This window comes from Clostridium sp. AM27-31LB (assembly GCF_003480745.1).
Classification (GTDB): domain Bacteria; phylum Bacillota; class Clostridia; order Lachnospirales; family Lachnospiraceae; genus Butyribacter; species Butyribacter intestini.
The window spans coordinates 1-15,435 of record NZ_QUJS01000007.1; the positions used below are offsets into that span (position 1 = coordinate 1).

General features: G+C 36.0%; 13 protein-coding genes and 1 pseudogene. 8 read left to right on the top strand and 6 right to left on the bottom strand.

Annotated elements, in window-relative coordinates:
• The 4 genes and pseudogenes from DW721_RS16110 to DW721_RS10650 form a co-directional block, all read left to right on the top strand.
• Positions 1 to 234: pseudogene (locus DW721_RS16110) on the top strand (hypothetical protein); the annotation flags it as partial.
• A 631-nt stretch (positions 235 to 865) separates the two neighbouring features.
• Positions 866 to 3,052, top strand: coding sequence for a hypothetical protein (locus DW721_RS10640; RefSeq protein WP_118745734.1), 2,187 nt, complete (start codon positions 866 to 868; stop codon positions 3,050 to 3,052).
• Positions 3,053 to 3,467: 415 nt separating this feature from the next.
• Positions 3,468 to 5,231, top strand: a complete 1,764-nt coding sequence (locus DW721_RS10645) for a hypothetical protein (RefSeq protein WP_118745735.1) — start codon at positions 3,468 to 3,470, stop codon at positions 5,229 to 5,231.
• Positions 5,232 to 5,595: 364 nt separating this feature from the next.
• On the top strand, positions 5,596 to 8,802 hold the full coding sequence (locus DW721_RS10650; RefSeq protein WP_118745736.1) for a cellulase family glycosylhydrolase: 3,207 nt from the start codon (positions 5,596 to 5,598) through the stop codon (positions 8,800 to 8,802).
• 142 nt (positions 8,803 to 8,944) lie between these two features.
• Here the strand turns inward: DW721_RS10650 and DW721_RS10655 are convergent, their stop codons facing one another.
• The 3 genes from DW721_RS10655 to DW721_RS10665 form a co-directional block, all read right to left on the bottom strand.
• On the bottom strand, positions 8,945 to 9,529 hold the full coding sequence (locus tag DW721_RS10655) for a manganese catalase family protein (RefSeq protein WP_243036005.1): 585 nt from the start codon (positions 9,527 to 9,529) through the stop codon (positions 8,945 to 8,947).
• Positions 9,530 to 10,067: 538 nt separating this feature from the next.
• Positions 10,068 to 11,567, bottom strand: a complete 1,500-nt coding sequence (locus DW721_RS10660; protein ID WP_118745737.1) for a recombinase family protein — start codon at positions 11,565 to 11,567, stop codon at positions 10,068 to 10,070.
• A gap of 173 nt (positions 11,568 to 11,740) precedes the next feature.
• A complete protein-coding gene (locus DW721_RS10665; protein ID WP_118745738.1) occupies positions 11,741 to 12,154 on the bottom strand; it encodes a type II toxin-antitoxin system HicB family antitoxin in 414 nt (137 codons plus the stop codon).
• 310 nt (positions 12,155 to 12,464) lie between these two features.
• Between DW721_RS10665 and DW721_RS10670 the strand changes: the two genes are divergently transcribed.
• On the top strand, positions 12,465 to 12,728 hold the full coding sequence (locus DW721_RS10670; protein ID WP_118745739.1) for a hypothetical protein: 264 nt from the start codon (positions 12,465 to 12,467) through the stop codon (positions 12,726 to 12,728).
• A gap of 12 nt (positions 12,729 to 12,740) precedes the next feature.
• The gene (locus tag DW721_RS10675; RefSeq protein ID WP_118745740.1) at positions 12,741 to 13,205 is read left to right on the top strand and encodes a retroviral-like aspartic protease family protein; all 465 of its coding nucleotides are present in this window, start codon (positions 12,741 to 12,743) and stop codon (positions 13,203 to 13,205) included.
• Positions 13,206 to 13,259: 54 nt separating this feature from the next.
• Here DW721_RS10675 and DW721_RS10680 read toward each other — a convergent pair whose 3' ends face one another.
• Positions 13,260 to 13,499, bottom strand: a complete 240-nt coding sequence (locus DW721_RS10680; RefSeq protein ID WP_118745741.1) for a hypothetical protein — start codon at positions 13,497 to 13,499, stop codon at positions 13,260 to 13,262.
• Positions 13,500 to 13,505: 6 nt separating this feature from the next.
• Positions 13,506 to 13,901: a helix-turn-helix transcriptional regulator gene (locus DW721_RS10685; protein ID WP_118745742.1), complete on the bottom strand. Its 396-nt coding sequence runs from the start codon at positions 13,899 to 13,901 to the stop codon at positions 13,506 to 13,508.
• Positions 13,902 to 14,243: 342 nt separating this feature from the next.
• Between DW721_RS10685 and DW721_RS16115 the strand changes: the two genes are divergently transcribed.
• Complete coding sequence (locus DW721_RS16115) at positions 14,244 to 14,411, top strand: hypothetical protein (protein ID WP_182436298.1); 168 nt, start codon at positions 14,244 to 14,246, stop codon at positions 14,409 to 14,411.
• Between the two features lie 25 nt (positions 14,412 to 14,436).
• Positions 14,437 to 14,601: a hypothetical protein gene (locus DW721_RS16120; RefSeq protein ID WP_182436299.1), complete on the top strand. Its 165-nt coding sequence runs from the start codon at positions 14,437 to 14,439 to the stop codon at positions 14,599 to 14,601.
• 368 nt (positions 14,602 to 14,969) lie between these two features.
• Here the strand turns inward: DW721_RS16120 and DW721_RS10690 are convergent, their stop codons facing one another.
• Positions 14,970 to 15,407, bottom strand: coding sequence for a PBECR2 nuclease fold domain-containing protein (locus DW721_RS10690; RefSeq protein WP_118745743.1), 438 nt, complete (start codon positions 15,405 to 15,407; stop codon positions 14,970 to 14,972).
• Positions 15,408 to 15,435: the final 28 nt, after the last annotated feature.

Below are 15,435 nucleotides of genomic sequence, written 5' to 3' on the forward strand. Positions count from 1 at the left end.
ATGAGACTTGAAAGAGAAGAACAGTATAGGAAAGGCGAAGAAGCCGGAGAAGCCCGTGGAATTGAAATTGGAGAAAATCGTGGAAGATGTGAAGGAGAAAACAACAAATTAAAAGATTTGATAAGAAAGAAACTTGCAAAGGGAAAAGCAATTCCACAGATAGCAGATGAAGTAGAAGAAACAGAGGAAAAAGTGATTGAGCTGATAAAAGAAATTGAGACGGAGCAGGTATAGGGTGGAGAATAAATCAAGCTGTATTCGCAATTTTGCGAAGTTCATTTATTGGGATATGGTTTGACATTCTGTGTTAAAAAGCAAATAAATACCAATAATGTGAACATAATTATAATAATCAAAATAACTCAAAATGCTTCAAAATCGGTAACAGTTCAGCCATTCATTTATTACATTCATAAACCTGCCAGCAAGCTGTCAGTTGTTGCTTTGCAGCTTTTGTTTATTTACGCGAAAGCAAAGTGAGGATGGAACAAATAAATTTGTTCCATCTGAGCGTGCTCGTGAGGGCTTTGCCCTCATTTCAGAAATGAAAGGCTATTCTAACATAAAAATGTACTTAACAATACAATGAACAAGCTCATTGTATTGCCAATTACATTTTTATGGCTGAACTGTTACCAAAATTGTAAAAATAATACAACTTTAATATAAAAATTATAAAATTAAAAAATATCAATGTATAAAATTGCTAAATTTGCAGGTATAAAAAATATTAACACTGTGTTAATATTTTGTTCAAATGTTAAAGGCAGTTTGAGGGGTGCAATAAAGACCGATGATTTCTGCTTTAAGCAAAAGTAAATTAACAATTTATTACCCATAGAGATGGGAGAAGGAGGATTTCTTAATGAGATTAAAAAAAGGAATGAGAAAAGCCCTTTCTTTAGCTCTTTCAACAGCACTTATTATTACCAGTGCAAATATTGGAAGTACAAAAAGTAAGGCAGCGGAAGCGGATGATGCGACACATTCATATGTCGCAACAGTAGAAAAGAACAAATTAACAAAAGTAACTCTTGATGGAAAAGATGTTACAGATAGCCAGAAAGTATTTAACAATGGTACAGCCGATGATGGTAAGTTTTATGTAACAGATAAGGAAAATGCAAAAACAGTACATGGACTTGGGATTGATTTTTCTGAAGTTGTTTCTAGCACAAAGGGTTATAAAACACCAACTATCACATTAGCAGGTACAGGAGATTGCAATCAGTACTATTATGGCGGAAGTGTTGTTACTAAGTTTAATGGAACAGACAGTGATACTTGTGGTTCTTGGAATTATGTAGGAGATGGTGACTCATCAAAGGTTATCGCAGATGCAATAAAAGATAGCGGAAGTAAATTCCTTTTAAATATTAAAGATGAAGCTGGTGAGGATTGGACAAATATTAATTATACTGTTACAGTAGAGTATTATGACAGTTCAGCAAAACCGACTATTGATATGTCCAATGTCAAAGATGAGATTACTATTCATCGTGGAGAGACAATTAAGATTTCTGCACCTGTAACAAAACCAAATTCAACAAGAACTATTGAATTTGACGGATGGGCATATGACAAAACATATACTGCTATCAAAGGTGTAAAGGCTTGGTTTGATGATGAGACAGATGAGTTCTATATATCAGCAAGTGATGATGCGGATATGAATGCAGATACACCTAAGATTTATATGGGAACAAAAACAGATATTGATGGAACTACATATAAATTATCAGGTGGAAAAGATTGTGCTCTCGTTGTTAAAGAAGCTTTAGCAACACCGTCACCAACAGCAGAAGTTTCATCAGCACCTGCAGTGTCAACAAAGCCTTCAACAGCACCAACAAATGGAGCAACAACAGTACCGACAAACGGAGCAACAACAGCCCCAACAAATGGAGCAACAACAGCCCCAACAAATGGAGCAACAACAGCCCCAACAAGCGGAGCAACAAATACACCGGCACCTGTATCAACAAATACACCAGCCCCAACAAGCGATGCAACACCAGCTCCAACAGAAGCTCCTAAGGGAAATATGGATAAATTTAATGTTGCATTCAACTATGTAGCAGATGACAAATGGGGCGAGCAGTCATGGGGAGACAAGTCAGTTGATGTAACTGGTGATGGAAAATATGAAATCAGCTACACTGCTCAGTCTGATACAACTGACATCTTTATGATGATTCTTTCAACAGACCTTTACAAAGGTTCATTAAACAAAGACTTTAAGCTTGTTCCTACAACTGTTTCTGTTGGAAAGACAGATTACAAAGTAAATGCGAAAGGCGGATGGTGCTTCGCAGACCAGGAAAAAACAAACGCTTACAGATACAACATTGTAAATCCATATAACGGACCTATTGGTTCAGATGGTGTAACATATGTTGACCCTGCCGTAACATCTATTGATGGACTTGGAACAGCACCTGTAAAGAAGGGAGATACAATCAAAGTATCATTTACTGTATCAGGAATGAAGGGCAGCACTAGTGCGAAATCAAAAGCTAAAGTAACAGTTTCTAAGAAAACAGTAACAGTAGCAGCAGGAAAGTCAACAACAGTTTCTTATAAAGCACTTAATAAGGCAGGAAAAGCAGTTAAGGCATCAGCTAAGACTTCTAATAAGAAACTTGCAACAGTAAAAGTAACAAGCAGCAAGAAAATTAAGATTTCAGTACCTAAGAAAGCAACAAAGGGTTCTTCAGCTAAGATTACACTTACAAGTGCAGGAAAGAAAGCAACTATCACAGTTAAGGTTGCAAACCCTGTTAAGAGTGCAAAAGCAGCTAAGAAAACAGTAAAGATTAAGAAGGGCAAGAAAGCAAAAATAACAGTTAAGGTTACAGCTCAGAATAAGAAGAAAGCAACAACAGATAAATTAACAGCTAAATCTTCTAAGTCAAAGATTGCTAAGATTACAGGCAAGAAAGTTTCTAAGGGCAAAGTAACAGTAACAGTTAAGGGTGCTAAGAAAGGTGCTTCAAAACTTACAATCAAGATTGGTAAGAAATCAGTTAAGGTAACAGTTAAAGTAAAATAATTACCATAACATAATAAAATATTCCAAAGCATAATTTTTGAAATAAAAAGCAGAGGCGGATGTAAAAAAACGTCTCTGTTTTTCTTTGGTTATAGTAAATTTAGGGCGGAACTATTACGATTTTTCAAAAATTTTATTCCAAATATTGTCAAAAATTAGCCTTAACTATAATGTTGATAATATGGGAAAAATCACTGAAAAAAAACACATAATCAAGGTGTAATCATTTGATGAATATACAAAATACACAAAAAAAGCTGGAATAATTGTGCATTTTTACTGTTTATTTGAAAATATTATTCTGTTACTATGTTAGATGTAACGAAACGGCTTATAGGGTTGAGTGCGGACTACAACTTTATCGTTTCAAAAATTATGCAACCCTATATATGATAGGGAGAAGGAGGATATGTTAATGAGATTAACAAAGGGAACAAAAAAAGCTCTTTCCTTAGCACTTTCAACAGCATTAGTATTGACAGGTGCAAATGTTGGAACATTAAAGGCAGATGCAGCCGACAAAGACGGTGTTGAATTAACACTTAAAGGTGAAACTTTAAACAAAAAAGAGGCTACTGTTAAAGCAGACGGAAAAGTTGAAGTTACAACAACTTTTGCAAATGCAGCTACAGCAGGTGCTCTTGCTGGAGCTAATTTTGGAGAGACAACAACTACTGTTGAAAATGTTACTGAAGATTTCGATTTAAAGATTGTTTCAGTTAAAGTTGGAGACAAGGATGTGTTAAGTAAAAAAGCAGTGTATGGTGAATATGCTGATTCAAAAAATATCGCAACAACTAGTGTAGGTGATTTTGAAAAATTTACTGCAGAAAAAGGCGATGAGATTACATTTACATATAAAGTGAATGGTGTTACAGATTTAGATGCTCTTAAGAAAGAGAATGAAGCACTTGCAGCATCAAAAGCAGCCCTTGAGAAAGAGAACGGGTCACTTGCAGCATCAAAGGCAGCCCTTGAGAAAGACAATGCTTCACTTGTAGCATCAAAAGCAGCCCTTGAAAAAGACAACAAGTCACTTGCAGCATCAAAGTCAGCTCTTGAGACAGAGAACAAAGCACTTGCAGCATCAAACTCAGCACTCGTAGCATCAAAAGCAGCCCTTGAAAAAGACAATAAGTCACTTGCAGCATCAAAAGCAGCTCTTGAGGATCAGCTTAAGAATACACCTGCACCAACAGAGACACCGGCACCGGTTGCTAAAGGTCAGATGGGTAACTTCAATGTTTCATTCGACTATGTTGGGGATGATACTTGGGGCGAGCAGTCTTGGGGTGACAAGAGTGTCAATGTAACAAAAGATGGTGATTACTCTATCGAATACACAGCAACAAGTGATTCAAAAGGAATCTACTTAATGATGCTTGACACAGACCTTTATTATGGAAGTCTTGCAGACAACTTTGCACTCACAGTTAAGAATGTAAAGATTGGTGACAAGACATACGCTATAGATAACAAAGGATGCTGGGGATTTGCAGATCAGACAGTTTCAAAGAACTACAGATTCAACATCGTAAATCCATGGAATGGTCTCTTTGACAAGACTGGTGTTAACTGGCAGGATGAAAAAGTTACAACTATTGATAAGTTAAACAAAGCTCCTGTTAAAGCTAATGATAAAATTGTAGTAAACTTCAATGTAACAACAAAGAAAGCTTCTTCAACAGTATCTATCAAGGCTGCTAAGTCTAAGGTTTCAGTTGCTCCATCTAAGTCTGCAACAGTTAAGTACACAGTTAAGGGTACATCAACAGTTAAGGCTACAAGCAACAACAAGGCTGTAACAGTTAAGGTAAACAAATCTAAGAAGAATGTTACAATCACAGCTAAGAAGACAGCAGTTATGGGCAAGACAGCTACAATCACACTTAAGGCTGGTTCTAAGAAGTCTACTATTAAAGTAACTGTTGCTAAGACAGCAAATGTTAAGAAGAAAAAGACAGCAAAATACACAGTTGCACTTGCAAAGGTAACTAAGAAAGTTAAGGCTAAGAAGATTAAAGTCTCTGTAAAGAACAAGAAAGTTGCAAAAGTCACAGTTAAAAAGACTGCAAAAGGACAGGTAACATTCCAGGTTAAGGGACTTAAGAAAGGTAAGACAACTGCTACACTTAAATATGGTAAGAAGTCCGCAAAAGTCAGCGTAGTAGTTAAATAATATTTAATAAGTTTGAATTCCCACAATTAAGGAAAACAAATCGAAAGAGCTTTCAGGGAGGGCACACCAATAGGTGTGCTCTCTTTGTGTTATGAACAGATAAAGAGTAGATTGAAGATGTCCGATTGAGTATGCAACAGGTGTTTATAAATGCCGTATATATTAAAAAACATGTATAATATATCTAAAAGTCAGGATATAAATATTAACAAAAATATAATAAAATATGAACATAATAATAACAGTTCAGCTATAAAAATATATTGCAATATTTGAGTTTGCCAATTCTATTGCTATATTTATGACAAAACTGTTACTTATAAAAGGTATAAAATGAATTAAAATTATGTGAGAGGAGAATTATATGAGAAAAACAACTAAAAAATTATTAGCTGCTGCATTGTCAACTGCTATGGTTGTTACATCGTTTACAGGTGTAGGTGCAGTGAATGGTGCAAAGCCGGCAAGTGCTGCAATAAGTTCAGTCTGGAAAGAAGACGGCTATCATGCTTATCTTTATTATCAGACAAAGACATGGGATTACAGAGATCCGCTTAAAACAGGAAAAGAGTATTCGTATGTGCAGGCCGGTGGTCAGGATGTGACAGAGAAAGCAGAGATTACGGATGTTCTTTTAAAAGAAGGTGACGGAGAGTACACTGTTAAGATTTCAGGTGTTGACCTTACAGGTGCAGATGCATTTAACATGATGGGAATTTCGACAGATATTCCTCTTAAATCAGCAGACAGCATAAAAGTCACAGATGCAACATTAAAAATTGATGGTAATGAGGTAGAGGGAGCAGCAGGAGTAGAACTTCCACATACAAAATCATATGAGGCAAACGGTTATAGCGTATTCAGCTATACAGGTTATGACGGATGGAATCTTTCAAGCAATATTCCTTTCAAGCAGGGCAAACTTACAACAATGCCTAAATCCGATATTGAGATTTCATTTAAGATAACAGGTGTTCCTAAGTTTACAAAGACATATGGAAAAAAGGCTGGAGCTACATTTACAAGCGGAAATTATACATATAAGGTAACAACTGCCGCTACAGAAGATACAAATGGCAAAGTTGCAATTACAAAGCTTTCTACAAAGGGAAAGAAAGCAAAGACACTATCAGTTCCAAATACAGTTAAGGCATCAGGCGCGACATATACGGTATCTGCTGTTAATGCAAATGTTTTCAAAGCAGCAAAAGCAACATCTGTTACACTTGGAAAAGGTGTGACAAAGATTGCATCTTCAGCATTTGCAAATTGCAAGAAACTTACAAAACTTGTGGTAAACGGTAAATTATCGTCTGTTGCAAAGAATGCATTTAAAGGTTGTACTAAAAAGATTAGCATTTCAGGAAGTTCAGTTGATGCAAATGCTAAAAAGATTAAGGCAGCCGGTGCTAAGAGCATTAAAAAGGTTTATACACCTATTTTTGCCACAAAATATGCTACAAGTGGACTTGTGAGCGGAAAAGCTGGAACTGTTGCAATTACTGCTGAAAATGTTAAGAGTGTGACAAAGGTTACTGCTTCAAGTGCAGATGAAAAAATAATCAAAATTAAGAATGAGAAAACATCAGGTCTTACATATTCTGCTGAGATATTTGGTGAAGCTGCCGGAAGTGCAAAGGTTACATTTAAGATTGCATATAAGAGAATGGATGGAAAAACAGCAACAAAGACTATTACAAAAGATGTAACAGTTGCAGATGGCGGTTTTTACGGACATCTCGAAGATAAAGATATTACACTCCGTGTGAAGCTGCCGGAGACTTCAACAAATGTCGGTGAAGAGAGAACCGTTTCGATAAAGGGCGGGACTTCAGCAAACATGACTGTTAAAGACAACGGTACTGTTCGTAAAGATGTTTCTACACAGTGGCTCATTGAAAATGAGATGGGGGAGGGTGTAAACCTCGGAAATACTCTTGAAGCTACTTTAGGAACTTATGCTGACAAGGTTGCTGCTACAGATGCTACAGTATTTGAGCAGGCATGGGGGCAGCCTATTACAACAGAAGCTTATATCCAGTCACTCCGTTCATATGGCTTTAATACTATCCGTATTCCTGTAGCATGGTCAAACATGGATTCAGAGGATGGAACATATACTATCAATGAAAAATACCTCGGTCGTGTAGAAGAAGTTGTAAACTACGCATTAAACTGTGGTATGTATGTAATTGTCAACGATCATTGGGATTCTCAGTGGTGGGGACAGTTTGGTGCGTGCAAGGAGGATGCTGACGGAAAAAAAACTGCCGATGAGACAAAACGTGCAGAAGCATGGAAGAGATATAGTAGATATTGGACACAGATTTGTGACAGATTTAAGGATTATTCAGATCATCTCATTTTTGAAGGTGCAAACGAGGAACTTGGTGACAGATTAAACGATGCAATCTATGAAAGTGGTTATAGCGTACCAAAAGACGACAATGATACAAAGGCTATTTCAGGAAACCTTACAGAGGATGAGAGATACGAAATGGCAAATAAGATTAACCAGAAATTTGTAGACATTGTCCGCAGTACAGGCGGAAACAACGCATACAGACATCTTCTTATTGCAGGTTATGACACAAATATTGACAAGACTTGTGATGACAGATTTAAGATGCCTACAGATACAACAGAAAACGGAACTACAAAACTCAGCATATCAGTTCATTACTACACACCATGGGATTTCTGTGGAGATGGTGGTAGCGGTATCTATACACAGAAAGACAAAGAAGCAACAGAAACATACTTCACAAAGATGGATAAATTCTACAATGCAGGATATGGAATTATCATGGGTGAGTTCAGTGTTTGCAATCCAAAGCAGGAGGGTGTTGCACAGTGGTTAAATGATACAATGACTATTGCAGCTAAACATCATATTTTGCCTGTACTTTGGGAGACAAATCAGTATATGGATAAAGACAACTGCAGGATGAGATACAATGACATTGCTGTACTCTACAATACAATCACAGGTTCAAAAGGGGATACGAGTTCAAAGATAAACACAAACGGAACAACAACAGACGGTTCAATCGCTGATTATCTTGAGACAACAAATGTAAATAACCTCAAAGCAGGCTTTGAATGGACAGGAAAGTGGTACAAGAACGGCGGTGGAAACCTCGTAGGAGATGATATATACACAACAGAAGAAGGTGGAACAAAGGTAACAAAAGGTTCTGTTGAAGCATTTGTACCTGAGTCATCATCAAAGTCATCAATTGACGGAGATACAACAGAGCTTGGCTTTAATGACTGGGGCTATCAGGTATTCTTAAAGATTGATTTATCTAAGTATAAGAAGCCGGTTGTTGCATTTAACTTCTTAGATATATCAGATACAGAAGACTTTGTCGGAACAGTGACTATTGGAACATCAGACAAAGTTGGCGGAAGCGGAAAGAATACATATGACCTTAAGTATTCAGAATTCCACGGAAAAGGAATAGTGCTTAATGATACATTGTTAAAAGCACTTGAGACAGAGCCATACCTCTATATAACATTTGCAGGAAAACCTGCAGTGACAGGAATTACTGTTTACGAGGGTTAAAATCTTAACAGATAGTGTAAAGAGAATATTTTGTATAGTGTATCACTGACTTTTAGTTAAATAAGCATTAAAACAAGCCGAATACAGAATAAAATATCTGCGTTCGGCTTGTTTATTTATTTCTTAAAACTGGTTATGCTGATTATTTTCCACAGTTCTTTTTATCAATCTGCTGATTAAAAGCATAAAAGTTTCGACAGTCAAGGTTTTCCTGAGTGCGTCTGAGACATTCGCCAAATCTCTGGAAATGAACAATTTCTCTTTCTCTGAGGAAACGGATAGGTTCTGCAACTTCAGGGTCTTTTACTATACGAAGAATGTTATCATAAGTCAGGCGGGCTTTCTGCTCTGCCGCCATGTCTTCATAAAGATCGGTTATGGTATCACCGGTGCTCTGAAGCTGGCTCGCACTGAAGGGCTCTCCACTTGCTGCCTGCGGCCATATGGCAAGTGTATGGTCAATATAGTATTTATCAAAGCCGGATGCCTTGATTTCTTCCGGTGTAAGATTTTTTGTAAGCTGTCTGATAATGGTAGCAACAATTTCAAGATGACCGAGTTCTTCGGTGCCGATGTCAGTAAGAGCACCCATGACACGGCGGTCGGTCATACTGTAACGCTGTGAGAGATAACGCATAGCGGCACCAGCCTCGCCATCCGGACCACCGTAGTCGAGGACTGATGATATTACGAAAAGGCTTGAATTTAGGGGGGTGTGAGGAGTTATGGTTTTTGTTTGAGCAAAATATATCTTGCCGGATAGGCTGTAATCTTTGCTGGTTGCACTGGATATGTGAGCAATAATGCAATACAAAACTTGTCGGAATCCGACAGAATAAAATAGTTGCAAATATTTTTAATATTGTATATAATGAACTTAACAAGAGAGCCGAACGCTAGGTGCAGACTAGCCGCCGGCAAATAAGATGTTTATATTTAAAGTAACGCCTTACTTTGCTAGAGCTGGGGCGTTACTTTTTGTGTGTTATCGTATATACAAGAGTAATAACTGCACAAAGCATAATTACAAATGTGAATAAATCGCTATATGTAACCATTGGCATCAGCTCCCTTCCTTTGTAAGTCCGGCAACTGTCGTAGCACCCTTCGGCTCCCTGATTAAGTTCATTATTAAGTTATCGGTATTATAGTACATATGTTAATAATTGGCAATAGAGAACCCCTGAAAGTCTGGTCCACTTTCAGGGGTTTTGTTCAAAATGGAACATATTATGTGTCTGATGCCATTATATCATATGCAAAATCTATTTGCAATTTACAAGCGATATATCATCATTCAAAACCACGGTCATTTCCTGCGTTTCCTTATTCCAGACAAAATGGTCTACGACTTCCAGTAAAGCATTATGTTTTTCCATATCATTTGAATTTTCATCTTTTATAATATCAATCAATCCTTGAAAATCAACATCTTTGTGAACTGATGCAGGGTGAACAGTGATAGTGGCGGCTTCAAGTTTTTCGTTTAACTCCGTGCGTCTTTTCAAAATAAGTTCTTTATTTGCTTTGTATTCTTCTAAGGTGTCTATCTCATTTATATACGCATCTTTGATACGCTTCATTTTTGCATCAAGTGATTTGAGTTCTTTTAATATATATCCCCGTTCTGTATTTTCGGTATTGATTACATTTAGATTATAATTGTAAAAATATCCTGAGCCGGATAGTTCTTCGAGGATGGAGAGAACTTCTTTTTCAGCATTTTTCAATGTGATGCCATTTCGTGTAGAACAGAGCCCTTTTGAATATTTCCAGCAACAAAAATTTGGAACTGTTTTAGTACCACCGTGGGCGAAACCGAGCGAAGCACCACATTTTGAACATTTAATCATGCCGGACAACCAGTTGGCAAGGAGTGGAGCAGGGCGGCGTTTCTTGTTATATCCCGTGCGGAGTCTGTCGTGTGCTCTGCGGTTTGCAGCCTTTGAAAATTGTTCTTCAGATATGATAGCTTCGTGTTTGCCGTCAGATATAATCACATCGTCAGGATTTTTTCTTTTATTACTCTGTTTGTTAAAAAAGTTCCACCGGATTTTTCCTATATAAAAAGGGTTTTCAAGTATATATCCGATAACACGGGTTTCAAAAAGGGATCCTCTTGCAGTTCTATAGCCGGATTGATTCAGCCTTGCGGCTATGTCACCCATCGGGATATTCTGCTCTGTGTACATATCAAAAATCTTTCTGACAATCTCAGCACCTTTGGGTTCAATCTGTGGTATCTTATCTCTGCCACGCTCTTTGATGTAACCGATAGGAACATTTGAATTGTAGCCGCCCTTTAAGGCTTTTTGCGTCATTCCACGCATAACTTCACCTGAGAGATTATACAGATAAAATTCGTCACTCCATTCAATAACCATCTCGATAAGGCGGCCATACATACCCTCAGTGATAGGCTCGGATATGCTTATAACATCAACATTACATTTTTTTCTGAGAACTGATTTATAATAAGTGCTTTCATCAATGTTTCTGGCAAAACGGGAGAACTTCCAGAGAAGGATTGCATCGTAAGGATGTGACTTTTCTTTGCAGGTCGCAATCATTTCTTGAAAAGCCGGGCGTTTATCTGCTTTCTTGCCGGAAATACCCTTGTCTTCCTGATAAATTCGTGTAAGCAGCATATTGTGCTGTTCGGCATAATCCTTAATGAGTCTTATCTGGCTCTCCGGAGAAAGTTCTTCCTGTTTGTCAGTAGAGACTCGGATATATGCACAGACTTCTTTTAATTTTTCGCTCATGCGTCTTCCTCCTTAAAATTGAGTATAAAAAATAAGCCTATACAAAAGAAGTGGCTTATGTTAAAATAAATATGCGTTATCTTTATATTTTAGCCATATTCTTTTGTGGGTAAAGTGTAAGGTATTGACCGCCCGCAAAGGGCGGTCTTTTTGTTATATTAAATATACCGCATTTATATCTGATTGATTTGTTGTTTTAAAGCATCCTGCAATATCTGAGAAAAATTTAATCCTCTTTCTAATGCGGCGGCATTAAGCCACGCAGGAAGTGTTACTGTACGGTTTACTGATTTATTTACATTTGCCATTCTTATAGATGGCATATAAACATCAATCAATGCTGATTTTTGATTTTTTTCTAAAGTAATATCAGATAAATGTGTTGGTTCCGGAATAGGTTCGTTGTCTTCCTCAATTCCTAACATTGTGACTCCCAATAATTCTCTGGCAGATAAAAAAGCATCGTTTTCATCTTCTCCAGATGTGGCAGTATCTAAATCTGGAAACTCTACGGCAATTTCACAACCGTCCTCATAAGTGAAGATAGCAGGATAGATATAGCGTTCAACTTTCTTCTTGTTTGACATATAGGTCACTCCTTATAATTTTTTAAGACTTCCCTTGATGTAATTTGCATTATCGTTACCGCCTTACAACTATACGATAACAAATATAATTATATTTGTCAATTAAATATAACAAATATTTTTGTATTTGTTATGCTTTCTATTTCTAAAATATGGATTATTTACAAAATTAGAAATATATTGAATAACTAATTAATGAATAAGATAGGGTTTACAAAACAAAATTATTGCGTATAATATAAATAAAGATATTTTTATGGTGGGGCGTTGTGCGAATTTACGCTCTTTATTCAGTGAAAGGAGGTATATTATGAATAAAGAATACACGGATATTGATAGAAAGAATGATTTCAACTTTTTCTTAACTCATTATAATGAGTTTTATGAAAAGTATGGTTATTGTTGTGTGGCTATTAGATTTAATGAAATTTTGGGAGTATATAAAAGTATTCAAGAAGCAATTAATATACTTTCCAATCAGTATGAATTAGGGGAATATATAGTTCAGGAATGCAATGGCGATGAAAGTGGTTATACCAATTATATATCATCTTGGCAATTAATTAGTGTGTAGGGGAGAATTTTAATGAACAAAAGAATATTGTCTGTTTTCACAGAAAAATATACAAAAATAGAAAATCGTTTATTAAATAAAGTTGTTTTATGTGCAAATGAAATTGTAGATCAAGCATTAGCTCAATGGGATACTGGGGCAACAAATACTTGCATTTCAGAGGAAATTGCAAGTAGATATAAATTGAAGCCTATTTCTTATGCACAATCAAAAACACCTTCGGGAGTATTGACTGCACCGATATATTTAATGGATATTATTTTGAATAATGAAGTTATATTTACTGATTGGAATGTTATGGTGAGTAAAATTGGAGCGCAGGGTATAGATATTCTTATTGGAATGGATATTATATCAAAAGGGGATTTTGCTATATCCAATTATGACGGGAAAACTCAGTTTTCTTTTAGATTACCATCGCAACAAGATGTGGATTATAAAAATGGAGAATCTAATGACACAAATAAAGACACCTGATAAGGTGTCTTTATTATTTTATCTGTCGGAATCCGACAAAACAATATGATTATTTCAATGTTCATTAACAGCCTCCATCTCGTCAACACTCATATCTCCATAAAAGTCCTGATTTTGAATATGCCGCATTTCATGCCAGTATGCTTCAAGTCTTCTTTCATAAGATAGTCTTGCGTTTAGAAATATGCTGAAGCTGCCATCATCATTTATAGTTACAACCGCTGGAACAGAATTTCCGAAGTCTAAGATTTGTACATTTATATTGTAGTCATCGTTCAGATGCATCACCCCCATTGTATATTATTCACCCTTTTCTTTTCGTTTCAATGCCATCAACATACTGTGTACAGTCTGTAAATCCTCCGGCTCGGCATCCTGGGCGGCATCAAAAAGAAGTGAAAGTTCTTTATTATCATATATTTTCTGTGCAATCCTGCTTGTTTCAGGATTGAGATAGTAGGATTGATTTTTTTCAGTTGTTTTGTCTTCTATTAAGTCGGAGCGGTTAATATCAAAATATTTTGCTAAAATATCTACTTTATCCATGCGTGGTAAGCGTGTTCCATTGCACCAGGTTGATACAGAGGATTTGTTGAATCCTAAATCGTTTATTAAATCAGCCTGATTTTTATCATGTAACTTCATATAATGTTTTAAATTTTCAGCAAATATTTTTTTATATCTATCGTCAAGCATTAACTTCACCTCATTTCTGTTTTTAAAAATAATAATACTACAATATGTGGAAAAAAGCAATGGAAAAGTAGAAAAAGTTTACAAAAAGCATTGACATCTACAAAAAGTAGAGGTATAATATAATTGTAACAAGGAGTTAGCAAAAAGAAAGGAGTAAAACGATGGCTAAGAAACATAAGAAACAAAAAAAGCTGTCAGTTAAAGAAGTAATCGAGTTGATTATTGAAGCAGCAACCGCCATTGCAGCATTGATAGCAGCGATTAAGTCTTAACTAACAGCTAGGGTGGGAGGGGCGAAAGCCCCAACTGCTTAAATCTTAGCACATTGTATAATATAAAGCAATGAGAAATAAAAAAAGTAATGTTTTGTTTTATTTGTTATCACTTAACATAGTGTTTGGGATAGCAAATGACTGGCACATTGTAAGCCGTATTCTTACGATAGGAAATGCAATACTGTTACTGTTGGAATGTGGCTCAGAGTTGATGAATGGATTGAGAAGAGAGTGAAAGTAAACGGAAAGGAAATGATGTGATGAATGGAATGGATAAATTGAGAAGTTCGATAATAGTTCTTCTTTGCTGTCTTGTTGTAATCGGAGCACTTAAAGGTATGCTTTTGATTATGAAAGTAGCTATAGGGATTTTGGCAGTATTTTTATTGGTACTGATATTAAGAAAAATATTTATAGAAGATTAAAAAATGCCCCCGGAAGTATTTGACACTTTCGGGGGTTTTGTCTGTTAACGCTCCCAGACTGGTAAGGAAGGGAGGTGTTTATCATGGTCTATTATTTCCTTTTGTCTACCAACATTATAAAATATGCAAAGATGATTTGCAATATGCGTATTATAATTAATGTTTGTCGGAATCCGACAAGCTAAAAAAGGTAGATGTTTAAACGACATCTACCTTAACTAATAAATGAAATAGGTGGGGTGACAATCCCACATCTCTTTAAGACCACAAGGGCGTGACGGCTGCCTGTTCCGTCCTCAGATTTCATTTATATAAGTTTATGTTTTTCATACTTTATTATACACTGTAAATGAAAAAAGTCAATATATTTATATTGCTTTGGCACGACTGTTTTCAATGTAATTGTTAAGTTGAGAATCTCTTAATGGATACATTGTACGAAAAGATGCCTTACCGTCATTTGATATACGAACAGCAACGGATGTGTTTTTTGATTGCTTTTTTATAAATGATATACTACTGTCTTTAGGATTAGTACTTATAAAATCTGGATTGGATATTATAGATGGAATATTTTCAAAACATTGTTTAAATTGTTCTGGAGAATCAAAATCCGAAATATGTTTTTGAATGTGTTTTATACGATTTTTCCAAAAAATAATATCAGTGCCAGCTATCATGTTTTGTGCAATATTAGGGTTTAAGTCTTTTACAAGTGTAATCAATTTGGAATTTATAACACCTATAGAGACAGCTTTAGAATTATCCTTAAATGTGTTGTCGTCTAGTTTATTTACCTTTTTCATACATGTATTCCTTTTTATGTTTTTTATC

What these genes read in the sequence shown, in the direction of transcription:
- DW721_RS10665 (WP_118745738.1), bottom strand. Translation starts at nt 12,154, where the DNA reads ATGTCAAACAAGAAGAAAGTTGAACGCTATATCTATCCTGCTATCTTC.
- DW721_RS10675 (WP_118745740.1), top strand. Translation starts at nt 12,741, where the DNA reads ATGAACAAAAGAATATTGTCTGTTTTCACAGAAAAATATACAAAAATA.
- DW721_RS10670 (WP_118745739.1), top strand. Translation starts at nt 12,465, where the DNA reads ATGAATAAAGAATACACGGATATTGATAGAAAGAATGATTTCAACTTT.
- DW721_RS10650 (WP_118745736.1), top strand. Translation starts at nt 5,596, where the DNA reads ATGAGAAAAACAACTAAAAAATTATTAGCTGCTGCATTGTCAACTGCT.
- DW721_RS10680 (WP_118745741.1), bottom strand. Translation starts at nt 13,499, where the DNA reads ATGGGGGTGATGCATCTGAACGATGACTACAATATAAATGTACAAATC.
- DW721_RS10645 (WP_118745735.1), top strand. Translation starts at nt 3,468, where the DNA reads ATGAGATTAACAAAGGGAACAAAAAAAGCTCTTTCCTTAGCACTTTCA.
- DW721_RS16115 (WP_182436298.1), top strand. Translation starts at nt 14,244, where the DNA reads ATGAGAAATAAAAAAAGTAATGTTTTGTTTTATTTGTTATCACTTAAC.
- DW721_RS10690 (WP_118745743.1), bottom strand. Translation starts at nt 15,407, where the DNA reads ATGAAAAAGGTAAATAAACTAGACGACAACACATTTAAGGATAATTCT.
- DW721_RS16120 (WP_182436299.1), top strand. Translation starts at nt 14,437, where the DNA reads ATGAATGGAATGGATAAATTGAGAAGTTCGATAATAGTTCTTCTTTGC.
- DW721_RS10640 (WP_118745734.1), top strand. Translation starts at nt 866, where the DNA reads ATGAGATTAAAAAAAGGAATGAGAAAAGCCCTTTCTTTAGCTCTTTCA.
- DW721_RS10660 (WP_118745737.1), bottom strand. Translation starts at nt 11,567, where the DNA reads ATGAGCGAAAAATTAAAAGAAGTCTGTGCATATATCCGAGTCTCTACT.
- DW721_RS10685 (WP_118745742.1), bottom strand. Translation starts at nt 13,901, where the DNA reads ATGCTTGACGATAGATATAAAAAAATATTTGCTGAAAATTTAAAACAT.